Source organism: Alteraquisediminimonas sediminicola (assembly GCF_019740335.1).
Classification (GTDB): domain Bacteria; phylum Pseudomonadota; class Alphaproteobacteria; order Sphingomonadales; family Sphingomonadaceae; genus Alteraquisediminimonas; species Alteraquisediminimonas sediminicola.
Genome location: NZ_JAHXZS010000002.1, coordinates 22908 through 46359, shown reverse-complemented (window position 1 = coordinate 46359; position 23452 = coordinate 22908). Strand labels below are relative to the sequence as shown.

Annotated in this window: 24 protein-coding genes; 19 read left to right on the top strand and 5 right to left on the bottom strand. The window is 59.8% G+C overall.

The window, feature by feature from the left end:
• The first annotated feature begins 13 nt into the window (after positions 1-13).
• The 4 genes from K6117_RS06270 to K6117_RS06255 are packed head-to-tail and all read left to right on the top strand — an operon-like array spanning position 14 to position 3258.
• Complete coding sequence (locus K6117_RS06270) at positions 14-886, top strand: AraC family transcriptional regulator (protein ID WP_221793047.1); 873 nt, start codon at positions 14-16, stop codon at positions 884-886.
• Complete coding sequence (locus tag K6117_RS06265; RefSeq protein ID WP_221793044.1) at positions 883-1305, top strand: GFA family protein; 423 nt, start codon at positions 883-885, stop codon at positions 1303-1305. Before K6117_RS06270 ends, K6117_RS06265 begins: the two co-directional genes overlap by 4 nt.
• Positions 1306-1330: 25 nt before the next feature.
• Positions 1331-2128, top strand: a complete 798-nt coding sequence (locus K6117_RS06260; RefSeq protein ID WP_221793042.1) for an SDR family NAD(P)-dependent oxidoreductase — start codon at positions 1331-1333, stop codon at positions 2126-2128.
• A gap of 26 nt (positions 2129-2154) precedes the next feature.
• Positions 2155-3258 (top strand): NAD(P)-dependent alcohol dehydrogenase, encoded by a 1104-nt coding sequence (locus tag K6117_RS06255; protein WP_221793040.1) that lies wholly within the window; start codon positions 2155-2157, stop codon positions 3256-3258.
• Here the strand turns inward: K6117_RS06255 and K6117_RS06250 are convergent, their stop codons facing one another.
• Positions 3259-3918 (bottom strand): TetR/AcrR family transcriptional regulator, encoded by a 660-nt coding sequence (locus K6117_RS06250; RefSeq protein ID WP_221793687.1) that lies wholly within the window; start codon positions 3916-3918, stop codon positions 3259-3261.
• Between the two features lie 79 nt (positions 3919-3997).
• On the opposite strand from K6117_RS06250, the gene K6117_RS06245 reads away from it, so the two are divergent.
• The 11 genes from K6117_RS06245 (at position 3998) to K6117_RS06195 (ending at position 14422) form a co-directional block, all read left to right on the top strand.
• Positions 3998-5152 (top strand): acyl-CoA dehydrogenase family protein, encoded by a 1155-nt coding sequence (locus K6117_RS06245; RefSeq protein WP_221793038.1) that lies wholly within the window; start codon positions 3998-4000, stop codon positions 5150-5152.
• Positions 5153-5330: 178 nt separating this feature from the next.
• The gene (locus K6117_RS06240) at positions 5331-6092 is read left to right on the top strand and encodes an SDR family NAD(P)-dependent oxidoreductase (protein WP_221793035.1); all 762 of its coding nucleotides are present in this window, start codon (positions 5331-5333) and stop codon (positions 6090-6092) included.
• Positions 6093-6145: 53 nt separating this feature from the next.
• Positions 6146-7306, top strand: a complete 1161-nt coding sequence (locus K6117_RS06235; protein WP_221793033.1) for an acetyl-CoA C-acetyltransferase — start codon at positions 6146-6148, stop codon at positions 7304-7306.
• Positions 7306-8283, top strand: coding sequence for an NAD(P)H-dependent flavin oxidoreductase (locus tag K6117_RS06230; protein WP_221793031.1), 978 nt, complete (start codon positions 7306-7308; stop codon positions 8281-8283). Before K6117_RS06235 ends, K6117_RS06230 begins: the two co-directional genes overlap by 1 nt.
• Positions 8284-8298: 15 nt before the next feature.
• On the top strand, positions 8299-9075 hold the full coding sequence (locus K6117_RS06225; protein ID WP_221793029.1) for an enoyl-CoA hydratase-related protein: 777 nt from the start codon (positions 8299-8301) through the stop codon (positions 9073-9075).
• A 2-nt stretch (positions 9076-9077) separates the two neighbouring features.
• A complete protein-coding gene (locus K6117_RS06220) occupies positions 9078-10184 on the top strand; it encodes a CaiB/BaiF CoA transferase family protein (protein ID WP_221793027.1) in 1107 nt (368 codons plus the stop codon).
• A gap of 97 nt (positions 10185-10281) precedes the next feature.
• On the top strand, positions 10282-11349 hold the full coding sequence (locus K6117_RS06215) for a zinc-binding dehydrogenase (protein ID WP_221793025.1): 1068 nt from the start codon (positions 10282-10284) through the stop codon (positions 11347-11349).
• Between the two features lie 55 nt (positions 11350-11404).
• A complete protein-coding gene (locus K6117_RS06210; protein ID WP_221793023.1) occupies positions 11405-12433 on the top strand; it encodes a phosphotransferase family protein in 1029 nt (342 codons plus the stop codon).
• Positions 12430-12858: a hypothetical protein gene (locus K6117_RS06205; RefSeq protein ID WP_221793021.1), complete on the top strand. Its 429-nt coding sequence runs from the start codon at positions 12430-12432 to the stop codon at positions 12856-12858. The genes K6117_RS06210 and K6117_RS06205 overlap by 4 nt, the downstream gene beginning before the upstream one ends.
• Positions 12859-12893: 35 nt before the next feature.
• Positions 12894-13676: a meso-2,3-butanediol dehydrogenase gene (budC, locus tag K6117_RS06200; RefSeq protein WP_221793019.1), complete on the top strand. Its 783-nt coding sequence runs from the start codon at positions 12894-12896 to the stop codon at positions 13674-13676.
• 26 nt (positions 13677-13702) lie between these two features.
• The gene (locus K6117_RS06195; RefSeq protein ID WP_221793017.1) at positions 13703-14422 is read left to right on the top strand and encodes a GntR family transcriptional regulator; all 720 of its coding nucleotides are present in this window, start codon (positions 13703-13705) and stop codon (positions 14420-14422) included.
• Here the strand turns inward: K6117_RS06195 and K6117_RS06190 are convergent, their stop codons facing one another.
• Genes K6117_RS06190 through K6117_RS06180 form a run of 3 tightly spaced genes read right to left on the bottom strand, consistent with a single transcriptional unit; the run spans position 14423 to position 18344 of the window.
• Positions 14423-15559, bottom strand: coding sequence for an epoxide hydrolase family protein (locus tag K6117_RS06190; RefSeq protein ID WP_221793015.1), 1137 nt, complete (start codon positions 15557-15559; stop codon positions 14423-14425). It abuts the gene before it with no gap.
• Positions 15560-15569: 10 nt separating this feature from the next.
• On the bottom strand, positions 15570-17084 hold the full coding sequence (locus tag K6117_RS06185) for an acyl-CoA synthetase (protein WP_221793014.1): 1515 nt from the start codon (positions 17082-17084) through the stop codon (positions 15570-15572).
• A 12-nt stretch (positions 17085-17096) separates the two neighbouring features.
• Positions 17097-18344, bottom strand: a complete 1248-nt coding sequence (locus tag K6117_RS06180) for a cytochrome P450 (RefSeq protein ID WP_221793012.1) — start codon at positions 18342-18344, stop codon at positions 17097-17099.
• A gap of 148 nt (positions 18345-18492) precedes the next feature.
• Here K6117_RS06180 and K6117_RS06175 point away from each other — a divergent pair, with 148 nt between their 5' ends.
• A complete protein-coding gene (locus tag K6117_RS06175) occupies positions 18493-19533 on the top strand; it encodes a LysR family transcriptional regulator (protein ID WP_221793011.1) in 1041 nt (346 codons plus the stop codon).
• Between the two features lie 10 nt (positions 19534-19543).
• Here K6117_RS06175 and K6117_RS06170 read toward each other — a convergent pair whose 3' ends face one another.
• The gene (locus K6117_RS06170; protein WP_221793009.1) at positions 19544-19924 is read right to left on the bottom strand and encodes a nuclear transport factor 2 family protein; all 381 of its coding nucleotides are present in this window, start codon (positions 19922-19924) and stop codon (positions 19544-19546) included.
• A 201-nt stretch (positions 19925-20125) separates the two neighbouring features.
• Here K6117_RS06170 and K6117_RS06165 point away from each other — a divergent pair, with 201 nt between their 5' ends.
• Genes K6117_RS06165 through K6117_RS06155 form a run of 3 tightly spaced genes read left to right on the top strand, consistent with a single transcriptional unit; the run spans position 20126 to position 23448 of the window.
• On the top strand, positions 20126-21199 hold the full coding sequence (locus K6117_RS06165) for a phosphotransferase (RefSeq protein WP_221793007.1): 1074 nt from the start codon (positions 20126-20128) through the stop codon (positions 21197-21199).
• Positions 21196-22620 (top strand): aldehyde dehydrogenase family protein, encoded by a 1425-nt coding sequence (locus K6117_RS06160; protein WP_343211749.1) that lies wholly within the window; start codon positions 21196-21198, stop codon positions 22618-22620. The genes K6117_RS06165 and K6117_RS06160 overlap by 4 nt, the downstream gene beginning before the upstream one ends.
• Positions 22621-22671: 51 nt before the next feature.
• A complete protein-coding gene (locus tag K6117_RS06155; protein WP_221793005.1) occupies positions 22672-23448 on the top strand; it encodes an SDR family NAD(P)-dependent oxidoreductase in 777 nt (258 codons plus the stop codon).
• The last annotated feature ends 4 nt before the right edge of the window (positions 23449-23452 follow it).

The window sequence follows — 23452 nt, the reverse complement described above, 5'->3', positions numbered from 1 at the left end:
AAAGAGGCATGCCATGTCCGATGCAATGACCAATGAAGACATTATTGCCGATGCTTTGGGCCGTGCCCCGGATATTCAGATCGGGAGCAAGGATGGCGGCTGGCATTTGTCGCGTTGGCGGCAGTTCGTAGGTTCCTATAGCTTGCCTGCGCTGCCGGACCCGGTCTTCACCGTGCATATCGCGGGCAAGCCGCAGGTGAAAATCTGGGACAAGGATGGGTGGAGCGATGCGAGCTCGATGCCCGGCTGTTCGACCATTGTCCCGGCTGGCCAGCAGACCGGCTGGCTGGTGGATGGCGAGCTGGATGTGGTGACGCTCAGCCTCTCGTCGGATATGCTGCGCGCGGCATCGGCGGATGAGCAGTTTCGCCGGATGAAATTTGCCTTTGCCGATCCATTGGGCGTGGCCTTGAGCCGTCAGGTGATCGCCGAACTCTACGCCCCACCTGCGGATGATCGCACCGAATATATCGGGGCGCTGGTCAATGCGTTGAAAGCGCATATCCTGCGCGGGACTGCATCGGCGCCGGTCGACGATGTGCCGACCTCCACATTTTCCGCCTATCGGCTGCACCAGATCATGGGAGAAATCGACCGGCGCCCCAATGCCCATCACAGTCTGGAAAATATGGCGGAAACGGCAGGGGTCAGCCCATCGCATTTTTGCAGGGTCTTTCGTCAGGCGATTGGTATCCCGCCGCACAAATATATCATGCGTAAACGGCTGGACCGCGCCAAGGAAATGCTGTCGCATACGGGGCTGTCCCTTGCGGCGATTGCGGAGTCCGTCGGCTTTGCGAGCCAGAGCCATTTCACCCGCGCATTCCGGCAATATGCCGCCACTACCCCCAGTGATTTTCGTAAAAAAATGAGGGATATAGGATGAGCAACGACAAGGCTGCCCCTTATACGGGCGGATGTTTATGCGGCGCGGTGCGGTATCGCTTTGAGGGCGACCCGTTGTTGACGGCGGTCTGCCATTGCACCCATTGCCAGAAACATAGCGGCGGTGCGTTTTCCGTGGTCGCGGTCGTGCCGGACAGCGCCTATGCCCAGACCGGGGAGACCCGCATTTTCACGGATATCGGGGATAGCGGCAAGGCCGTGGATCGCCATTTTTGCGGCCAATGCGGTTCGCCGATCATCTCTGTCGCCGAAGCCTTTGCGGGCGTGACCATCATCAAGGTCGGGACGCTGGATCAGGCATCGCGCCTGACGCCGACACAGGAGGCCTATTGCGGGACCGCCATGGCGTGGATGCCTGCTTTAGCGGGCACCGAACGATTTGAAGCATCTAACATATAAGCAGAAAAAAATGAGGAGTGCGGGGATGAGCAATATCTATGCGCTGGACGGCAAGATCGCGCTGGTGACGGGGGCCGGTTCCGGGATCGGTAAACAAGTGGCGCGTCAATTGCACGCCCTTGGCGCGCAGGTCATCGCGACCGATATCAATATTGCTGCGGCGCAGGCGACGGCGTCGGAGTTGGGCGCGAATGTGTTGTCGCTTGCCCATGATGTGGCGGAGACGGGTGACTGGGCGTCGGTTTATGCCGAGATCGCGGCGCGGTTCGGCCATCTCGATATTCTCGTCAACAATGCCGGGATCATGATGTCCAAGCCGTTTATGGACGCGCCGATCGATATCTTGCGCAAGCAGCAACGGATCAATGTCGACAGCATCTATATCGGGATGCAGGGTGCTGTTCCGCTGATGGAAGCATCGATTGCGAAGGGGGCGGGGACATGCTCCATCGTCAATATTTCCTCGATCTATGGCAAGGTCGCCGGGGCGCAGTTCGCGGCCTATAGCGCGACCAAGGGCGCGGTCCGGGCATTGAGCAAGGCCGTCGCCAATGAATTGGTGAAGCGCAAGATCCGGGTCAATGTCGTGATGCCGGGGCCGGTTGCGACCAATTTAGGCGCGGATTGGGAACCGCCCCGCCATGCCGATGGCCGGTTGATGACCCCGGAAGAGGGGCTGGCCGCATGGTCGTCGTTGATGCCGATCGGGCGATTGGGCGAACCGGGGGATATTGCGCCGCTGGTGGCCTATCTCGCGGGGGATGCCGCATCTTTTGTGACCGGCGCGGAATTCATCGCCGATGGCGGCTATACCGCTATTTAAATCGGGCAAGGCAAGGGGACAGGATCATGGATATCACCGCCGCCATTGCGCGGGGCGCGCATCAGGACTTCGCGATTGAAACAGTGCAGATCGATGCGCCGGGACCAAATGAGGTGCGGGTCAGGATTGCCGGGGTCGGCCTGTGCCATACCGACCTTGTCGCCCGCGATCAGTTCATTCCGATCCCCTTGCCTGCCGTGCTCGGCCATGAAGGCGCGGGCGTGGTCGAGGCGGTGGGCGCGGATGTCACCAAAGTAAAGCCGGGCGATGCCGTCATCATCGGGTTCAGCAGTTGCGGCGCATGTCCGCGCTGCGCGGACCATCTGCCGTCTTATTGCCGCGAATTTCCGGTCCTGAACTATGCGGGCTGTCGCGCGGATGGGACCAGCGCGCTGCATCAGGATAATGCGCGCATTTCGTCCCATTTCTTTGGCCAGTCATCATTCGCGACCTATGCGATTGCCGCCGAGCGCAATGTTGTGAAGGTCGATCCCACCGGCCTGCGGCTGGAGATATTGGGGCCGCTGGCGTGCGGCCTGCAAACGGGCGCAGGCGGCGTGATGCGGTCTATGGCCTGTTCTGCGGGTAGTTCCCTCGCCATTTTCGGTGGTGGTCCGGTGGGGCTGGCCGCCGTGATGGGGGCGGTGGTGCAGGGCTGTGGCACGATCATCTTGGTGGAGCCGGTGGCGGCGCGGCGCGAAATGGCGCTGGAATTGGGCGCGACCCATGTGATCGATCCGGCGACAGGCGATGTGGGGCAGGCGATCCGGGCGATCCTGCCCGATGGTGTCGACTTTGCATTGGAAACGAGTGGGCGCGAACAGGTGGTCGAAACGGCGCTGGCATCGCTTGCCAGCCATGGCTTACTGGGGCTGGTCGGCGTACCGCCGCGCCCGGATAGCGCGGTGTCGATCAACCTAGCGGCGTTGATTACCTATGGCCATCGGATCATCGGCATTATCGAGGGCGATACCGATATGGACGGGTTCATCCTTGAACTGATCGATCTCTATCGCGCCGGTCGTTTCCCGTTCGATCGCCTGATCGCGACCTATCCGCTCGATCAGATCAACGAGGCAGTTGCCGCACAGGCGCGCGGCGATTGCATCAAAGCGGTGTTGCTACCGTGATCAGCGTGGCGCGAGGCCCATCATCAGGCTGTCAACGATCTGCGCGGCCATGGCGTCGGGCGGTGTTGGACCGCTCTTGCTGTACCAGCGCGCGGGCCATGCCATCGCGCCGGCAAGGGTGAAGGCGGTGATCTTGGGATCAACTGCCGTGATGGAGCCATCGTCGATGCCCTCGATGATCAGTGCGCGTAGCGCAGTATCAACCCGGCGTTTCATGGCGCGCAGGTTTTTCACCCCTTCCGAAGACAAGGTATCATCACCAGAAAGGATGACGCAGCGTCCAAAATCATCAATGTTGATAAAGAAATAATTGGTCAGGAAGATGCGAAGCCGGTCCATGCCCGTGCCGATTTCAGTGCGGGCCTTATCGGCGGCGGTAAATAATTGATCAAGGCCGATGGTCAGGCATTCAAACAGCACCTGCTCTTTATTGCCGAGATAGTGATAGATCGTCGGTTTCGAGATGCCGAGGCTGGCGGCGACATCGTCCAGTGAGGTGGCGTGAAACCCTTGGGCATTGAACATTTCTGCCGCCGCATGGAGCAGCGCCATACGTTTTTCTTCGCGCTCTTCTTGCTTTTGCAACGCGGTTTTGAACGGAGAACGAGCTTTTTCCACGGATGACCTTTGCTTGAATGGACCTGACGCTTTTATTGGCATTAAACTAGGAAGATTGCAATCTACTAATGAGTAATATACAAACTTATGGGTATAATTATTGCCGAAATGGGGAATGAACATGTCGCTCGATCACATCCCGCGGGTTGCCTATAACAAGGATCATGAGGCCTTCCGCCAGACCGTTCGTCTGTTCATGGCGCGCGAAATTGCGCCCCATCAGGCGAAATGGGCTGAACAGGGCGTGGTGCCGCATGATGTCTGGGTTAAGGCAGGCGCATTCGGCTTGCTCTGCCCGACCGTGCCAGAGGCCTATGGCGGTCTAGGGCTGGATTTCCGCTATAATGCGATTGTGAGCGAAGAGTCGGTTTATACGGGCGGGGTTGCGACCGGCTTTGCGTTGCAGTCGGATATCGTCGCCAATTATCTGGTGCAATATGGCAGTGAGGCGCAAAAGCAGCGCTGGTTGCCGAAAATGGTGTCCGGCGAATTGGTGACGGCGATTGCCATGACCGAACCCGGCACGGGGTCCGATTTGCAAGGGATGCGAACGACCGCGCTGAAAGACGGCGATCATTATGTCATCAACGGGTCCAAGACCTATATCACCAATGGCCAGACGGCGGATTTGATCCTTCTATGCTGCCGGACGGATGTGGAGATTGAACCGCGCTGGAAAGGCATGTCGATACTGCTGGTGGAAGCGGACCGCGAAGGTTTCCAGCGCGGGCGCAATCTCGACAAGATCGGGCAGGACGAGGCGGATACGTCCGAACTCTTTTTCCATGATGTCCGCGTGCCATTATCCAATTGTCTGGGGCAAGAGGGGCAGGGTTTTGTCTATTTGATGAGCGAACTACCGCAGGAGCGGCTGTCCATCGCGATTCAAGCGCAGGCATCTGCCCAAAAGGCATTTGACGATACGGTCGAATTTACCCGCACCCGCAACGCCTTTGGCAAGCCGATCCTCGATTTCCAGAACACGCGTTTCACGCTGGCCGATTTGAAGGCCAAATTGCAGATCGGCTGGGCGCATCTCGATTGGGCGCTCAACCGCCATTGTGCCGGTGAATTGACCCCGGAAGAGGGTGCGGCTGCGAAGCTTTGGCATAGCGAGACGCAATGGGAGATCATGGACAAATGCCTGCAACTCCATGGCGGGGCGGGCTATATGAATGAATATCCGATTGCCCGGGCGTGGCGGGCGTCGCGCGTGACCCGGATTTTTGGCGGGACGAGCGAAATCATGAAGGAACTGATTGGGCGCAAGCTGTGATGGAACATGCCCTGAATATGTTGTGGGGACGGTTGACTTTAAACTGTGCGAATGTGATTGTACTCACCAGTAGATATTTGTCGTTTCGGTTTTGTTAGAGGTGATTCTTCACGCCACAGGCGATGCGACAGAAAAATTTTCCAGTTTTTATAATGGGTTTTAAGGAAAGGTTAGCCATATGAATATCAATGGAGTTGCAGCCATCGTAACCGGTGGGGCGTCTGGCCTTGGTGGCGCGACGGCGGCGCGTCTCGCCAAGGCTGGGGCGAAGGTCACGATTTTCGATTTGAATGCGGATCTGGCCAAGGCCCATGCGGCGACCATCGGCGGCCATGCGATTGCGCTCGACGTGACGGATGAAGCGGCGGTGGAAGCCGCGATTGCCGAGGCGGAAGGTCTGCATGGCAAGGCCCGCATCCTCGTCAATTGCGCCGGGATCGGCCCGCCTGCCAAGGTCATCAATCGTGACGGCAGCGCGATCCCGCTCAAGGATTTTACCAAGATCATCAACATCAACCTGATCGGTAGCTTTAACGTGCTGTCGAAATTTGCCGCCCGCATCCATGATGCCGATCTGGTTGGCGAAGAACGCGGCGTGATCGTCAATACCGCGAGCGTTGCGGCCTTTGACGGGCAGATCGGTCAGGCGGCATATGCCGCATCCAAGGGTGGCGTGGTCGGCATGACCCTGCCGATTGCGCGTGAATTTGCGCGTTATGGCATTCGCGTGATGACGATTGCCCCGGGCCTTTTCTTGACGCCATTGCTCGCAAGCCTGCCGCAAGACGCGCAGGACTCGCTTGGCAAGCAGGTGCCGTTCCCCAGCCGTTTGGGCCAGCCAGATGAATATGCCCAGATGGTCGAAAGCATCGTCAATAATCCGATGCTGAACGGTGAAACCATTCGCCTCGACGGCGCGATCCGCATGGCGCCGAAATAATCGGTGAGGCCGTCTAAGCGTCCTGTGTGTTCGAATTGAAGGAATGATCTATCATGGCTGAAGCTTATATCGTTGAGGCGGTGCGTACCGCGGGTGGCAAGCGTGCAGGTAAATTGGCCGATTGGCATCCTGCCGATCTTGGCGCGTCGGTGCTGAATGCCGTGGTGGATCGTTCCGGCATCGATCCGGCCCGGATCGATGATGTGATCCTTGGTTGCGTCACACAGGCGGGCGAACAGTCCTTTGCCTTTGCGCGCAATGCCGTCTTGGCTTCCAATCTGCCGGAAAGCGTGCCTGCGGTTACCATCGACCGGCAATGCGGCAGCTCGCAACAGGCGGTGCAGTTCGCGGCGCAGGCGGTGATGTCCGGCACGCAGGATATCGTGATCGCCGCCGGGGCCGAAAGCATGACCCGCGTGCCGATGTTCAGCAATGCTTCGCTGCATGCACAGGCCGGGATCGGCGTTGGTCCGTTGAGCGACCATATCAAGCAGCGTTATGGCGTGCAGGCGTTCAGCCAGTTCGATGGCGCGGAGGCGATTGCGCGCAAATATGGCTTTGACCGCGATACGCTCGATCGCTTTGCGCTGCTGAGCCATCAGCGCGCGGCGGCGGCGACATTGGCCGGGGCGTTCAAGCGGGAAATCGTGCCGCTGGCTGTTTTCGAGGGCATGCATGACAGCGACGAGGGCATCCGTCACGGCGCCACGCTGGAAGGCATTTCGTCGGTCAAGCTGTTGCAGGAAGGCGGCGTTATTTCGGCGGCCAATGCCAGCCAGATTTGCGACGGCGCGTCGGCCACGTTGATCGTGAGCGAACGCGCGTTGAAAGAACATGGCCTGACCCCGATTGCGCGGATCGTCAATATGACGGTGACGGCGGGTGATCCGGTCATCATGCTCGAAGAACCGATCCCCGCCACCCGCCGCGCGCTGGAACGGGCCGGGATGCGGCTTTCCGATATTGATCTGTATGAGGTCAATGAAGCCTTTGCCTCGGTGCCGCTTGCATGGTTGCAGGCGCTGGATGCCGATCCGGACAAGCTCAACGTCAATGGCGGTGCGATTGCGCTGGGCCATCCGCTGGGCGCATCGGGCACGCGTTTGATGTCGACCTTGATCCATGCGCTGCGCGCGCGGGGTAAGCGTTATGGCCTGCAGACCATGTGCGAAGGCGGCGGCATTGCCAATGTAACTATTTTGGAGGCGTTGTAATGGCGATCAAGACACGTATCACTGAATTGCTCGGGATCGAGCATCCGATTGTCCAGGGTGGGATGATGTGGGTCGGGCGCGCCGAACTGGCCAGCGCTGTATCCAATGCGGGCGGGCTTGGCATCTTGACCGCGCTGACCCAGCCGACGCCGGATGACCTGCGCCGCGAGATCGACCGTTGCCGGGCGATGACAGACAAGCCGTTCGGCGTGAATTTGACGATCCTTCCGTCCGTCTCGCCGCCGCCTTATGCCGAATATCGCAAGGCGATCATCGAGAGCGGCGTCAAGATCGTGGAGACTGCCGGACATAAGCCGCAAGAACATGTCGATGACTTCAAATCCCATGGCATTATTGTGCTGCACAAATGCACCGCCGTTCGCCATGCCCTGTCGGCGGAGCGCATGGGCGTGGATGTGATCTCGATCGATGGGTTCGAATGCGCGGGCCATCCGGGCGAGGACGATATCCCCGGCCTGATCCTGATCCCGGCGGCGGCCGATAAGGTCAAAATCCCGATGCTGGCGAGTGGCGGTATCGGCGATGGCCGGGGTCTGGCGGCGGCGCTGGCATTGGGGGCCGAGGGCGTCAACATGGGCACGCGTTTCTGCGCCACGGTCGAAGCGCCGATCCATCAGAATGTGAAGCAGTTCATCGTCGATAATGACGAACGCGCGACCAACCTCATTTTCCGTAAATTCCACAATACGGGCCGGGTCGCAAAAAGCAGCGTATCGGATCAGGTGGTCGAAATTTCCAATCGCGATGGCGCTGTGTTTGAAGACATCCGCCCATTGGTCGGCGGGGCCAAGGGGCGCGAGGCCCTGGAAACCGGCAATCTCGATGCGGGGCTGGTCTGGGCCGGGCAGATTCAGGGCCTGATCCATGATATTCCGACGTGCAAGGTGCTGGTCGAACGGATGGTGCGGGATGCCGAGGCGATTATTCGCGGACGGCTGGCGGGATTCGTGCATTAAGTAAGGGGGAGCAGCATGTCGTACGAATATATCAATTATGAGGTCGAAGGCGCGCTCGCGATCATCACGATCAATCGGCCAGAGGCGCATAACGCCCTGAATGCGCGCGCGCATGTCGAATTGGAAAATGCGTTCGATCGCTTCGCAGCCGATCCCGATCAATGGGTCGCGATCATCACGGCGACCGGGGAAAAGGCGTTTTGTGCCGGGCATGACCTGAAACAACAGGCGGCAGGCGGCGGCATGGTCGTGCCGGAGACCGGTTTTGCCGGGCTGACGGGGCGGTTCGATATGAACAAGCCGGTGATCGCGGCGGTCAATGGCGTGGCGATGGGCGGCGGTTTTGAAATCGTGCTGGCCAGCGATATTGTGGTGGCGTCGGAAAATGCGCTGTTCGCTTTGCCGGAACCTCGGGTCGGGCTGGCGGCGCTGGCGGGTGGTATTCAGCGCTTGCCGCGCGAAATCGGCTTGAAGCGGGCGATGGGCATGATGTTGACGGGCCGTCGCGTCACGGCGCAGGAGGGCTATCAACTGGGCTTCGTCAATGAAGTGGCCACGGGCAATGTGCTGGATGCGGCCAAGCGCTGGGCCGTCGATATTCTCGCGTGCAGCCCCTTATCCGTGCAGGCGACCAAAGAGGCGGTGTTGAAGGGCCTGACGGTGCCGGTGGAACAGGCATTGGTAGATGAATGGGCATATCCGGCGATGCAGGCGATGCTGGCGTCCGCCGATGCGGTCGAAGGGCCGGCGGCCTTTGCCGAAAAGCGCGCGCCGAAATGGCAGGGTAAATAAACATGAGTGATGCGGGCGGCACTGGCGACACAATTTCGGCAGGGCCGCTCGCGGGTTTGCGCGTGCTGGAATTCGCGAGCATTGGGCCGGGGCCGCATTGCGCGATGCTGTTGGCGGACCTTGGCGCGGAGGTCGTGCGGATCGACCGCGCGGGCGGCAATGGCTGGGACAATCCTATCATGGATCGGGGCCGTTCGACGATCACGCTTGATATTCGCAGCGAACAAGGGCGCGACACCTGCATCGAAGCGGCGACACATGCCGATGTGCTGATCGAGGGCTATCGCCCCGGCGTGATGGAGCGGCTGGGCCTTGGTCCCGAATTGCTATGCGCGCGTAATCCGCGTCTGGTCTATGGCCGGATGACGGGCTGGGGCCAGACGGGTCCGTTGGCGAAAGCCGCGGGCCATGACATCAATTATATCGCCATTACCGGGGCCTTGGCCGCGATGGGCGCGCCCGGCGCACCGGCAACGCCGCCGCTCAATCTTGTCGGTGATTTCGGTGGCGGGTCGATGTTCCTCGCCTTGGGGATCATGACGGCATTGTGGGAGCGGGAACGCTCCGGCAAGGGGCAGGTGGTCGATGCGGCGATTGTCGATGGCGTGTCTTCATTGATGACGATGTTTGCCGGGATGCTGCCCTCCGGCGGGATTTCGGTCGAACGCGACCGCAATTTATTGGGCGGCGCGGCGCCTTTTTACCGTTGTTATATCTGTGCCGATGGCCGGGAAATTGCGATCGGGCCGATTGAACCGCATTTCTATCGCGAACTGATCGACCGGATCGGCGCGCCCGACAGCTTATTGGCGCAGCAGAATGATGCCGCCCAATGGGAGGATGGCGCGCAATGCCTTGCCGCCTTGTTCCGGACCCGCCCGGCGCAAGAATGGTGCGATCTGCTGGAAGGGACCGATGCCTGTTTTGCGCCGGTTGTGACCTTGCAGGAGGCGGCCCATCATCCGCATCTGGCGGCGCGGCAGACCTATGTCGAACATGATGGCCTGTTGCAGGCAGCACCCGCACCGCGCCTGTCGCGCACGCCGGGGGCGATCCGTTCGACCCTGCCCAATGGCGCGGATATACTGGCCAAATGGATGGCGAAATAAGGCTGAAAATGGCCCGTTGACGGATTCACGTCACTACTCGCCAGACATGGGGGGGGGTACCCGTTGCGATCAGTTAATTTGATGGCGGGTGGATGTGATGAAGGCTGTAGCTCTCGAATCCGGGCGACTTTCGGTGGTCGATATGGCCGCGCCGACACGGGCGGCGGGGCAGATTTTGGCGCGGCCTTTGGTCTGCGGGATATGCGGTAGCGACCTGCACGCCCGCGATAATGTCGATCATTTGTGCGACCTGCTTCATCGTGCGGGTTTCCGTGGTTTCATGAACCCCTCCCAGCCTGCGGTCATGGGCCATGAATTTGTCTGCGAAGTGCTGGAGGCGGATGCGGGTAGCCCGTTTGCGCGCGGCCAGCGCGTGGTGTCTTTGCCCTTTGTGTCCGGGCCTGAAGGGCTGGAATTGATCGGCTATTCCAATCGCTTTAACGGCGCATTTGCCGAAGAGATGCTGTTGCAGTCGGACCTGACTTTTGCCGTGCCGGACCATGTCTCTACCGAAGTAGGGGCATTGTGCGAACCGCTGGCGGTCGCGGTGCATGCGGTGGCGCAGAGCCAGCCGGATCAGAGTTGCGCGTTTTCGGTCATTGGCTGCGGCCCGGTAGGCCTGTTCATCATTGCCCGGTTGCGGGCGCTTGGCCTTGGGCCGATCTTGGCGATTGAGCCCAATGCGGCGCGGCGGAAAATGGCGGAGCAAATGGGCGCGGATGCAGTCATGGCCCCGGCGGACCCCGATGCCGCGCGCTGGTGGGAGGGGCAGGGGCTGTATCTCGGCCTGTCCGATTCCATCGAACGGGCGATGGACCCTAAAAATCGCACCCGTTCGATCATTTTCGACTGTGTCGGCAAGCCGGGCATGTTGATGGCGATTGCCGGTGGCGCGCCGGTATCAAGTACCATCGTGACCGTCGGCAATTGCATGGAAACCGATCCGATTGAACCGGCGTTCCTGCTGCAAAAGGGCCTGACGATCAAATATGTCTTTGCCTATGACGCGCAGGAATTTGTCGATGCGCTGGAGATGATCAAGCAGGACCCGGACCGGCTGGCATCGATGGTGACCGGCGTCACCAATTTCGCCGGGGTGGCGGGCGCGTTTGATGCGCTCATTTCGGGCGGTGAAAATATCAAGATTCTGATCAAGCCGGACTGAGCCGACGATGATCGAAAGCCATTTAAATGATAATGACAACTAAGGGCATGATTGCATGATGCAACCCATTACCGACGACAATCTGGGGGCTTATCTTCGGCAGAAATTTCCGGAGAAAAACGACCTCAAGGTGGAAGGCCTGTATCGCCTGCCGCTTGGCGCATCGCGCGAGACGTTTCGCTTTGATCTTGTCTATCAAGATGGCGCAGGTCAGTCGCAGACTGAAAAGATGATCCTGCGGCGCGATCCGCCCGCCAGTAATGTCGATTCCGACCGCCAGCATGAATTCCTGTCCTATCAGGCGATTTACGGCCATGGGGTGCCGGTGCCGAAAATGCTGTTGCTGGAAAATGACGCCGCGCATTTCGGTGGCGCGATCTCGATTGCCGAGGATATGCGCGGGTTCCACAATAGCGAATATCAGTTTCAGGAGGCCGCATGGCTGCCCAAGCTGCCGCATGTCGCCAAGCAATTCTATAATTGCATGGGCGATCTCGCGGCAGTCGATGTGGCGAAGCTAGATCTCAGCTTCATGCCCGCCACCACGCGGGAGACGACGGCGCTGCAGGAGCTGGATAATTGGGTTGAAAAGCTGGAAAAGAACACGGTCGAGCCGGAGCCGATTTGCGCCGCCGCGATCCGTCACCTGCGCCGCTGGCAGCCGGTGGCGACGAAGCTGGCGATGGTCCATGGCGATCTGCGCGCCGGGAACTTCCTCTATAATGACGATGGCGATCTGATCGCGGTGCTGGACTGGGAAATGGCCCATGTCGGCGATCCGTTGGAAGATCTGGCATGGAGCCTCAATCGCGCATTCTGTTTCGGCAAGGATGATCGTCGCGGTGGTCTTGTCTCCCGCGCACAGGCGATTGCCCATTGGGAAGAAACAAGCGGGATCAAGGTCGACGAAAAAGCGCTGCATTGGTGGGAACTGTTCGCCTGCATCAAGGGACAGGCGATCTGGGATACGTGCGGGGCGATCTGGCACAGAAACCAGAACCGCGATGTGATCTATGCTTATGCGAGTTGGTGGCTGCGCAACACGCAGGACCGTGCCATCCTCGAACTGATGGGGAAATTATGATTCCGAACATTGTCGAAGTCGCCAAAGATGTGGCCGAGCGGATGTCCCGCGATGTGGTGCCGAGGCTTACGGGTTTTGAGGCGAATAATGTCGCGATGAGCGCCGCCATGATCGGCATGATGGCCGAGCATTGGGACAAGGCCGCATCCGATCTGGTCGCGGAAAATACGAGCCTGTTGCAGATTCTGGCGCTGGGCGCGGCATCGGGTTTCGGTCCTTATGACGGGCCGTTCGATAACCCGCTGGCCGATCTGCGCGTCCATGCGCTCAGCGCCCTGAACGCGCGGTTGCGTCAGGCGCTGATTACGCTGCACGCAGCCGTCGAAGATGCGGATAGCCCGGTGGCGCGGCAGATCGAGGCGCATATCTGGGCCGAATTGCGCGCATCGACCGAACGGCGCAAGATCAGCGCGGGCAATTTTTAACGCCCGCTGCGTGCATGACGATTGAGGAGAGAGTGATGACTAAGCGTTTTAAGGGCAAGACCTGCATCGTCACGGGTGGTTCCGCCGGGATCGGTCTGGCGACGGTGCGCCGTTTCCTTGATGAAGGGGCGGAGGTGCTATTCTGCGGCACCAATATCGAAGCCGGGGAAAAGGCGCTGCAATTACTGGACAGCCCCAAGGCGCATTTCATGCGGGCGGATGTCGGTGAAGAGCAGGACATCAAGGCGCTGTTCGAACATGCGATTGCCATCATGGGTCATATCGACATTCTCGTGAACAATGCGGCCAAGGCAGCGGTCGATCTGATCCCGGATCACAGCACGGCGGATTGGCGGCGCAGCATGGCGGTGAATATCGATTCCGTGTTTTTCACCTGTCGCGAAGTGATCCCGCATATGGCCAAGCGCGGCGGCGGATCGATCATCAATGTCGCGTCGATTTCAGGTCTCGCCGGGGATGGCGCTTATCCGTCCTATTGCGCGCAAAAGGGTGCGGTCATCAACCTGACCAAGGCGATGGCGGTCTATCACGCCCGCCAGAATGTGCGGATCAATGCTGTATGTCCGGGGCTGATTGAAACGCCTGCGACCTCGGCGTTCGAAGCGGTGCCGGGTCTGTTGGAAAAATGGCATCAGGGCATCCCGGCCCAACGCGCCGGACAGCCGGAAGAAATGGCCGGGGTGATTGCTTTTCTTGCATCGGATGACGCAAGCTTTATGCATGGAAGCATCGTGGTCGCGGATGGCGGGGTAACGGCGGCAACAGGCCAGCCCACGCAGGTCCCGATTACGATTTAAACGCTGCTTGCCCTTGAGGAGGGGATATGCTGGGCCAACGATTTGCCGTTCATGATGCAGAACAGATCAAGAAGCACCCTGACGGCGTATCGTCGGGGGTGGTCGATGCGATCATGGCGGCGATCCAGTCCGGGATCATGGTGCCGGGCCAGCATTTGCTGGAGGCCGAGCTATCCATTCGCTTCGGTGTCAGTCGCCATTCGCTGCGCCCGGCGTTGCATCGGCTGGCGGCGGATGGGGTGGTGCGGCTGGACCGTTATCGCGGCGCCTATCTGAATGTGTATGACCGGCAGACGGCGCTTGATCTACTGGATGCGGTGGGGCCGCTGATCTGCCTTGCGGTCGAGCGGTCGGTGCAAAATGTGGCAGCCATCACCCCCGAACAACGGGCGTTCCTGGCGGGGGCCGATGCGGGTGATGTCGTGCCGGATGCGCGGTCGGCGAGCTTCTTGCTGTGGCGGCATCGCTTCTATTGGACGATCTTTGAATTGAGCAATAATCGTCAGCTTGCGGGTATTATTCCGTTCGCGCGGATAGATTTGCTGCGCGCCCAAATGTCGATTGGTGCCGAACCGAATGCCGGGACAGAGGACATGATCGATTATCAGGACATCGCTCGCGCGGTCCTCCATGCCGATGTGGATTCGGCGGTGGCGGCGGCGAAACGCCATATCGCCAATCGTCGCCGCACGGTTGAGGCCGCGCCGAACATCTGTTTCAGGCCATTATCTGGCTTAGGAGTCTGATCAGCGGATCGACCGGAAGCAATCGCGCATTTCTCCCACGAACAGGCTTGGTTGTTCCAAAGCCGCAAAATGGCCCCCGCGCGGCAGTTCACGCCAATGGATGATGTTCGACATGCAGCGCTCGGCCCAACTGCGCGGTGCGCGATATAGTTCGCCGGGGAAGATGCTGCACCCTACCGGCAGATCAAGCTGGCGCGCGCCAAAGCCATCGGCAAAACTTTCCCAATAGATACGCGCGGAAGAGGCGGCGCTGTTGGTCAGCCAATAGAGCGTGACGATGTCCAGCATATCATCCAGCGCGATGACCGTTTCCGGATCGCCGCCGCAATCCGCCCAATTGGCGAATTTCTCATATATCCATGCCAATTGGCCAATCGGCGAATCTGCCAGCGCATAGCCGATGGTCTGGGGGCGGGTGGCCTGTTGGGTGGAATAGCCGGATTCATGCGCCTGATAGGCCATCATCGCATCCAGCATGGCCTGTTCTTCTGACGATAACGGGCCGGAGAGATCGTCGGGCAATACCAGCGGCATGTTGATATGGATTGCCGCCAGCGCCGGTGCGCGGCGCATGCCCAATGTGGTGGTGATCGTCGCGCCCCAATCGCCGCCTTGGGCGACATAATGATCATAGCCCAGCCGTGCCATCAGGACTTCCCAAGCGGCGGCAATGCGCTTGACGCCCCAACCGGGGGCGGCCGGCTTGCCCGAATAGCCAAAGCCCGGCAGCGAGGGGATGACGAGGTGGAAGGCATCGTCGGCGGTGCCGCCATGATTTTCCGGGTCGATCAAGGGGGCGATGACGTGACGAAATTCCAATATCGCCCCCGGCCAGCCATGGGTCAGCAGCAAGGGCAACGCATGTTCGTGATGCGAGCGGATGTGGAGAAAATGAATGTCCAGCCCGTCGATTTCGGTGATGAACTGGCCTGCATTTTCCAGCCATCGGGCGCATGCCTGCCAATCATGGCGGTGCTGCCAATGGTCGGCAATCCGCTGCATCTTGTCCAGTTGCGGCCCTTGTGCGCTGTCGGTGACTGTTTCCCGGTCCGGCCAGCGTGCGCCCTCCAAGCGGCGACGCAGATCGAGGATCGCTTGGTCGGTGGCGGGGGCGATAAAGGGCCGGATGTCACTCATAGCGGATGGCTCATTTCCAATAACGATCCCGCACCAGCCGCTTGAACAGCTTGCCGGTGGGCGTGCGCGGTAGTTCGGGATCAAAGTCGATCTGCTTGGGATGCTTGATCCGGCCCAGTCGGGGGCGAAGCCATTCCATCAGTTCTTCTGCAAGTGCAGGGCCAGCCTCATGCGGGTCGCTCGGTTGGACCACGGCGATGACCCGTTCGCCCATTTCGGGATCGGGCGCGCCGACAACGGCCACGTCCGCCACCTTGGGGTGGAGGATCATCACGTCCTCGATTTCCTGCGGGTAGATATTGACCCCGCCAGAGATGATCATGAAGCTCTGCCGGTCGGTGAGGTAGAGATAGCCCTCTTCATCCAGCCAGCCGATATCGCCGAGCGTGCTCCAGCCATGCTGATTATAGGCGGCGGCGGTTTTCTCCGGGTCATTGTGATAGGCAAAGGGTGCCGGGTCCGCGAAATAGATCAGGCCGGTCGAACGCGGCGGCAGGGCGTTGCCCTCTTCATCGCAGATGCGCGGGCTGCCCCACATCGGGCGACCGACAGAACCGGGACGGACCAGCCATTCATCCGGGCCGATCGTCGTCAGGCCATTGGCCTCGGTCCCGCCGTAAAATTCATGAATGATCGGACCCCACCATGCCATCATCTCCTGCTTGACCTTGACCGGGCACGGGGCGGCGGCGTGGAACACGGTCTTGAGCGACGACATATCGTAGCGCGCGCGAACCTCAGGATCGAGCTTCAGCATCCGGATGAAGTGCGTCGGCACCCATTGGGCATGGGTGACGCGATATTTCTCGATCAGCGACAGCGCATATTCGGGATCATATTTGTCCATCACGATCACCGTGCCGCCCAGCTTCTGGATCGACATGCACCAGCGTAAGGGGGCTGCATGATATAAGGGCGCGGCGGACAGGAAGATGCTATTTTCATCCATGCCATATTTTTGGCGGCCCAATTCCGTCAGCGGGTTGGTCTGCGCCAATGGCCCTTCCGGCAGAGGCGGGCGGATGCCCTTGGGCCTGCCGGTCGTGCCGGAAGAATAGAGCATGTCATTGCCCGGCGTTTCATCTGCAATCGGGCTTTCGGGCATCTGGCGGCGTTCCGCGATATAATCACGCGCGGATGACGTATCGGGATGCAGATGGAAACAGGTGATGCCGCGCTTTGCGATGTCGTCGATCCATGCAGCAGGCAGCGGTTCAGAGGTGATCAGCGCCTTTGAATGGCTGTCTTCGAGGATGAAGAGGATTTCATCCGGGGTCAGCCGTGTCGAGATACAGGTGTAATATAGCCCTGCGCGTTGCGCGGCCCAGACGATTTCGAAAAACCGGCCATTATTGCCCAATAGCAACGCCACTCCATCGCCGCGTTGCAGGCCAATCGACCGAAACAGATGCGCACCTTGATTGGAGCGCGCCTCAAGCTGGGCATAGCTGACCTGTTCCCCCGTATCGGCCATGATATAGGCCGGTTTGTCGGGAGTTGTCAGCGCGTGGACGGATGGATGCATGATGGTCTCGACTTAAGCGTGATAGCGGATGGGCAGGGCCTTGAGGCCGGATACGAAATTCGCCTCGACCCATGCCGGATTGCCCGCGAGTTCGATGTCCTCGATACGGGCGAGTAATTCCTTGAACAGGATGCGCATTTCGAGCTTCGCGAGATGCTGGCCAAGGCACAAATGCGGGCCATAGCCAAAGGCGACATGCTTATTGGGGAAACGGTCGACGCGGAAAGCGAACGGGTCCTCGAACACCGCCTCGTCGCGATTGGCGGAAGGATAGCACATCATCAGGCTGTCGCCTGCCTTGATCTGCTTGCCGCCGATCTCGCAATCCGCAACGGCGGTGCGGAAGAAATGCTTGACCGGCGAACTCCAGCGGATGAATTCGTCCACCGCCATCGGCATCAATGCCGGGTCTGCCCGCAGCTTCGCCAATTGGTCGGGATTGCGCAACAGGCCGAGCAAGCCGCCGGAAATGGCGGAGCTGGTCGTATCATGTCCGGCGGCGGCGACGATCAGATAATAGGCATTGCGTTCATCATCGCCAATCGGTTCGCCATTGATCGTGGCGGTCGAGAGAATGGTGGCGACATCATTGCGCGGGTTGATGCGGCGGTCGGCGGTGACCGCGCTGAAATAGTCGTTGAACGCCTGAAACGCCTCGACCATGGACGCCATGCCATCGCCGCCACCGGTGTCCTTATCGGTGCTGCCGAAGACTTTTTGCGACAGGCGCAGCATCAACGGTTCGTCTTCCGGTGGGACGCCGAGGACGAGCATGATCGTGCGTAGCGGATACCATGCGGCGATATCGTTGACGAAATCGCACTGCCCGCCCATCGCCACCATGCGGTCGACCGTTTCGCGGGCGAGTTCGGTGATCTTGTCTTCCAGCTGGGCGATCATTTTCGGGCCGAACCAGGCCGAGGTCAGGGCGCGATAGGCGCGATGGTCGGGATTATCCATCGCCACCAGATTGCGCGCGAAATTCTTGCTGCCGGTTTGTGCCTCCAGCATATTTTCATCGTCGATGGTGACGAGAAACTGGCGCGGGCCATTGAGGAAATTGGCGGCATCCAATTCGACGCGCATGATATCGGCATGGCGCGTGATCGCCCAAAAGGGACGAAAATTGGCGGGCTGGCAATAATGCACGGGATCATGCGCGCGCAGTGATGCAAAAGCCTGATGATAGAGATGTTCATCCCCATAGGTACGGGGATCGGTGATGATCTCATCGATATCGTCTGCCAGTTTTGTCGGCACTTTATGCTCTCCTCTTTCCCGCCTTGGGGTTAGGGGCGAGGCTGGTGGCAAGTCCAATCGGGATATCGCAAAAATTGATAGTGAAGTGCGATGGATAGGTTATGATCCTCCGCAAGAGCCGGCAAAGTCGGCCAAATAGGAGTGAGATATGTTTCATCTGGATCTGAAACTGTTGCGTGGATTCAATGCCGTGGCATGCGAATCTTCGGTGACGCGGGCAGCGGAGCGGTTGAATCTGACGCAGCCCACCGTGTCCGGCCAGATCAAGGAATTGGAGCAGGCGCTTGGGTTCGTGCTGTTCCACCGGACATCGCGGCGGGTGACGTTAAGCGAACAGGGCGAGCGATTGCTGCCTTTGGTGCAGTCGCTGCTCGCGCGCGCAGAAGATGTGCGGCACGAGGCCGAGGCGATGCAACATGCCTCCAAGACGCGGTTCCGCTTGGGCGCGTCGATGTACAGTATGGATTTCCCGGATCGGATCGAATTGCTCGATGCCTTTATCGCGGCGATGCCGAATATCCATTATGCGATTGATAATCGGCTTCAGTCCGCCCATGTCCCCGATTTGTTGAATGACCGGCTGGATGCGGCCTTGTTGCTGGGGCTGGCCGTGCCGTCATCATTGGCAGAGGTCAGGGATCGCTATCTCGCGCCCGGCCATATCGTCAATGAAATCCAATATCCCGATACGCTGCAACGCATTGTGTTTCGCCGCCGTCAAATCGGGCTTTTGGTCCCGGAAGATTCCGATCTGGCCTTGATGGATGTGGTGTCGCGCGATGCCTTGCGCGGGCGGCGGATTGCGATGTTGGGGATTGAACATGGCGAGCAGATCGTGAACCCGATGGCCAATTTCCTGCTGGAAAGCGGGGCGATGCCGATCAGCCTTGCAGAGAGCAACGCGCTGGCGATCGAGCGTTACGCCCAACGGCACAATGTCTGCGCGATTGGCATCGGCTGGTTCCCGACGCCATCGGGACTGGTTCTAAAGCCGGTAGAGGGTTTTGATTTCCATCTCGATTATTCATTGGCGCTGGGTTCGAGCGCCAATCACGCCGCGCAGCGGTTTTTCGCCTTTGCTAAGGAGTGGCAGGCTGCGCGGGTACAGCTTGGCGCAGCTATGCTGGGCTTGAGCGATAATGCGGTAGCGCCCGCTGCTGATGAGGCAATGCCGGTCCTGTCGAAATGACCGGGAGCGGTCAGCCTGCGCCCATATCAAAGGTCGCGATGACATGGGCGGTGTCGCTATATTCCCGGACCTCCCGGATGCGGTCGCCGTCAAAATGGATGAGGAAGATATAGCGGTTGTTATATTGCTTGCCGTTCTTCAGCCCTGAAGCGCTGGTGGCCTCGATCATGAGGCTATCGCCCTGCGTCATGATCAGGCCGGGTATGATGGCGATGCCCTCCAATGTCTGTGCATGAAGCTGGCCCAATAATGCGTCGAACGCGGCAATCGGGAAGCTCAGGCCACCGTTCCACCACCATATCGCATCCTCGGTAAAGGGCGCATCGGCGATGGAGCCAGTCTGAATTTTTGCCAATAATGTCAGTGCGTTTTCTTGTTGTTGGGCGGTCATGCCTTGGCTCTCTCCTGATGGTCTGCACATTATTGTGGTGGTGATGGCGTCTGGGACCAATTGATTTGTTCCGCGCATTGATCGGTACCGCTGATAGGTCGCGGCAAAAGGCCGATTGGACAGATTTTGAATGCGGATGCCAAATGGCGATCAACATAAGCCGGAACTACCGGCCAGAGTATGATGAGAGGAGAATATGGAATGCCGACTGTGTCGACGGTCGCACCTGCGCAGATTGATGCGCGATGGTTGACGGATGTGATCCGGCAATCGGGCATGGCGGTCGAAGTGGCGGCTTTCACGATGAGCCCTGTCGGGGCGGGGCAGATTGGTGATACCTTCCGTTTCGCGCTCGATTATGCGCCCGGTAGCGCGGCAGGCCCGGCGACGATCATCGGCAAATTCGCGACAAATGACCCGACTAGTCGCCTGATCGCCGCGACATGGTCGCTGTATGAGCGCGAGGTGCGTTTCTATCGTGACCTAGCATTTAAGGCGCGGATCGCAGTGCCGCTTTGCTATGGGACATTGTTGGCAGAGGATGGCAGCTTTGCGCTGCTGCTCGAAGATCTGGCCCCGGCCAAGCCCGGCGACCAGATCGCGGGCATGTCGCCCAGTGATGCCGAGCGCGCGATGATTGAGGCGGCGCGATTGCATGCGGCATTTTGGGATCAGGGCAGTAATCCCGATCTCGCATGGCTGGAATCCGGGCCGCTGGCCCAGCCCTTTTACGCGGCGGATGTGTTCCGTTCGGCATGGGCGGGATTCCGTGAACGTTATGACGGGCTGTTGTCTGAGACGCAGCAGCATGTCTGCGCAGAATTGGCGCGCTTGTACGATGCGTATATCCGTCCGCTCGATCGTCCGCGTTGTGTGACGCATAATGATTATCGCCCCGATAATATGCTGTTCGGGCCGGGGGATCGGTTGAAAGTGGTGGATTGGCAATCGGCGGCGCTCGGCCATAATGCCGTGGATATTGCCTATTTGATCGGCGGCGCATTTGCGCCCGAAGATCGCCGCGCCCATGAAAAGTCGTTGCTGGGAGCCTATCATCAAGAACTGCTGCATCAAGGCGTGCAGGGTTATGATATGGGTGACCTGATCGAAGATTATCGCCATTTTGCCTTTGCCGGGATCAATGTCGCGGTGGGGGCGGCGATGCTGGTCAAGCGTACTGAACGCGGTGACCGTATGTTTTTGACCATGTTGGATCGCCATGTCGCCCATGTCCGCGACTGGGATTCACTTGCATTATTGGAGAGCCGAAATTGACTGACAATATGGGAACGCTGCTGAATTTGCCGATGATGATTGATGGGAAAAGCGTGACATCCGCCCAGACCATCGCCGTGATCAACCCCGCGACAGAACAGGTGATCGGCCATGTGCCGGATTGCACGCGCGCGCAATTGGATGAGGCGGTCGCGGCGGCACGAAAAGCCTTTCCGGCATGGCGGGCCACGCCCTATGCCGAACGTCAGCAGGTGCTGCATGAGATCAGCCGGGTGCTGGCCGAAAATGCCGAGGAACTGGCGGACATATTGATGACGGAACAGGGCAAGCCGCGCGCCGATGCCTTGGGTGAAATTCACGCCGCTTCATGGTGGATCGTGCAGGTTGCCCAGCAGGAACTGCCCGTCGAGGTGACGGATGAGATGCCGGGCCAGCGCAGCATCACCCGGCATGTGCCATTGGGCGTGGTGGGCGCGATTACGCCGTGGAATTTCCCGGTGGTGTTGGGGATTTGGAAAATCGGGCCAGCCTTGCTGACCGGCAACACTATGGTGTTGAAGCCGTCGCCGTTTACGCCTTTGTCGACCTTGCGACTGGGTGAATTGCTGCAGCCGATCTTGCCGTCCGGCGTGCTGAATCTGGTGACGGGCGGGGATGCGTTGGGGCCGTGGATGACCGAGCATCCGGGCATCGACAAGATCAGCTTCACCGGATCAACGGCGACCGGCAGGCGGGTGATGGCCAGTGCGGCGGGCAATCTGAAGCGTTTGACGCTTGAACTGGGTGGCAATGACGCGGCGATTGTACTGGACGATGCCGATGTCGAGGCGATTGCCGAGCCTTTGTTCTGGGCGGCGTTCAAGAATAGCGGTCAGATCTGCGTCGCCACCAAGCGGATGTATGTCCATGACAGCATTTACGACGATGTTGCCAAGGCTCTGACCCGGATCGCGGCGGAGGTGCAGATGGGCAATGGCGCGGACCCGGCTTCACGGCTTGGCCCCATACAGAACCGGGTGCAATTTGAACGGGTCAAATCCTTGGTCGAGGATGCGAAGGCGCAAGGCTTACGCTTTCTGACCGGGGGCGAGGTGCAGGGGCCGGGCTTCTTTGTGCCGGTGACGATCATCGACAATCCGCCGGAATCATCGCGCGTGGTGCAGGAAGAGGCTTTCGGGCCGGTGCTGCCGTTGCTGCGCTATACCGATATCGACGAGGTGATTGCGCGGGCCAATGATGTGGACATGGGGCTGGGCGGTTCGATCTGGTCCACCAATCACGACCGCGCGATGGAAATCGCGGCACGGCTGGAAACCGGCACAGTCTGGATCAATGCGGCGCAGGCACTGACCCCTTACGCTGCTTTTGCGGGACATAAGCAATCGGGGCTGGGGATTGAACAGGGGTTGAGCGGCATTCTCGAATTTACCGTGCCGCAAACCATTCATCATGCGCGCTGATACGGGCCACGGGATGGCGATGTTAATCGATCACATGGGAGGCGCGGGCGCATGACGGGATCATCGGGCATGCTGGCGGGCAAGGTCGTGATCGTGACGGGCGCAGGCTCGGGCATCGGGCGTGCGGCGGCATTGTTGTTCGCGCGGGAAGGCGCGCGTGTCGGGATCATGGAGCGCGATGCGACGAGCGGTACTGAAGTGACCGAGCTGATCGCACAACAGGGCGGTGAGGCGTTGTTTTGCCAGGCCGATGTCGCGCAAGAAGAACAGGTCAGCGCGGCTGTGGATGCCGTGGTGGCCCGGTTCGGGCGGCTGGACGGGGCGTTCAATAATGCCGGGGTCGAGATGTCGAACCAATTGGTGCCGGATCTATCCACGCCGGATTGGCAGCGGGTGATCGACATCAATCTGACCGGCGTGTTTTTATGCATGCGTCATCAGACCCGGGCCATGGCCCAAGACGGCGGGGCCATTGTCAATATGTCGTCGGGCGATGGCATTATCGGCCAACCCCATGCGGCGGATTATGTCGCCTCGAAACATGGCGTGATCGGCTTGACCCGGGCGGCGTCCTGTGAGGCGCGTTATACGAAGGTGCGGGTTAATGCGTTGCTGCCGGGGTTGATCCTGACCCCGATGGTGGAAGAGCGACTGTTCGCGAACCCGGCGTTCGAGGCGCAGGTGGCGCCGATGGCGGAGCGCCATTCGATTGGCCGGTTCGGCAAGCCCGAGGATGTGGCGGAAGCCGCCTTGTGGCTGTTGTGCGACCGCTCGGCGTTCATCAATGGCGCGTTGTTGACCGTGGATGGCGGCTATACCGCGCGATAAGGAG

Bases quoted from the DNA above. Each gene is read 5' to 3' on its own strand.
- K6117_RS06270 (WP_221793047.1), top strand. From the start codon at position 14: ATGTCCGATGCAATGACCAATGAAGACATTATTGCCGATGCTTTGGGC.
- K6117_RS06265 (WP_221793044.1), top strand. From the start codon at position 883: ATGAGCAACGACAAGGCTGCCCCTTATACGGGCGGATGTTTATGCGGC.
- K6117_RS06260 (WP_221793042.1), top strand. From the start codon at position 1,331: ATGAGCAATATCTATGCGCTGGACGGCAAGATCGCGCTGGTGACGGGG.
- K6117_RS06255 (WP_221793040.1), top strand. From the start codon at position 2,155: ATGGATATCACCGCCGCCATTGCGCGGGGCGCGCATCAGGACTTCGCG.
- K6117_RS06250 (WP_221793687.1), bottom strand. From the start codon at position 3,918: ATGCCAATAAAAGCGTCAGGTCCATTCAAGCAAAGGTCATCCGTGGAA.
- K6117_RS06245 (WP_221793038.1), top strand. From the start codon at position 3,998: ATGTCGCTCGATCACATCCCGCGGGTTGCCTATAACAAGGATCATGAG.
- K6117_RS06240 (WP_221793035.1), top strand. From the start codon at position 5,331: ATGAATATCAATGGAGTTGCAGCCATCGTAACCGGTGGGGCGTCTGGC.
- K6117_RS06235 (WP_221793033.1), top strand. From the start codon at position 6,146: ATGGCTGAAGCTTATATCGTTGAGGCGGTGCGTACCGCGGGTGGCAAG.
- K6117_RS06230 (WP_221793031.1), top strand. From the start codon at position 7,306: ATGGCGATCAAGACACGTATCACTGAATTGCTCGGGATCGAGCATCCG.
- K6117_RS06225 (WP_221793029.1), top strand. From the start codon at position 8,299: ATGTCGTACGAATATATCAATTATGAGGTCGAAGGCGCGCTCGCGATC.
- K6117_RS06220 (WP_221793027.1), top strand. From the start codon at position 9,078: ATGAGTGATGCGGGCGGCACTGGCGACACAATTTCGGCAGGGCCGCTC.
- K6117_RS06215 (WP_221793025.1), top strand. From the start codon at position 10,282: ATGAAGGCTGTAGCTCTCGAATCCGGGCGACTTTCGGTGGTCGATATG.
- K6117_RS06210 (WP_221793023.1), top strand. From the start codon at position 11,405: ATGATGCAACCCATTACCGACGACAATCTGGGGGCTTATCTTCGGCAG.
- K6117_RS06205 (WP_221793021.1), top strand. From the start codon at position 12,430: ATGATTCCGAACATTGTCGAAGTCGCCAAAGATGTGGCCGAGCGGATG.
- budC (WP_221793019.1), top strand. From the start codon at position 12,894: ATGACTAAGCGTTTTAAGGGCAAGACCTGCATCGTCACGGGTGGTTCC.
- K6117_RS06195 (WP_221793017.1), top strand. From the start codon at position 13,703: ATGCTGGGCCAACGATTTGCCGTTCATGATGCAGAACAGATCAAGAAG.
- K6117_RS06190 (WP_221793015.1), bottom strand. From the start codon at position 15,559: ATGAGTGACATCCGGCCCTTTATCGCCCCCGCCACCGACCAAGCGATC.
- K6117_RS06185 (WP_221793014.1), bottom strand. From the start codon at position 17,084: ATGCATCCATCCGTCCACGCGCTGACAACTCCCGACAAACCGGCCTAT.
- K6117_RS06175 (WP_221793011.1), top strand. From the start codon at position 18,493: ATGTTTCATCTGGATCTGAAACTGTTGCGTGGATTCAATGCCGTGGCA.
- K6117_RS06170 (WP_221793009.1), bottom strand. From the start codon at position 19,924: ATGACCGCCCAACAACAAGAAAACGCACTGACATTATTGGCAAAAATT.
- K6117_RS06165 (WP_221793007.1), top strand. From the start codon at position 20,126: ATGCCGACTGTGTCGACGGTCGCACCTGCGCAGATTGATGCGCGATGG.
- K6117_RS06155 (WP_221793005.1), top strand. From the start codon at position 22,672: ATGACGGGATCATCGGGCATGCTGGCGGGCAAGGTCGTGATCGTGACG.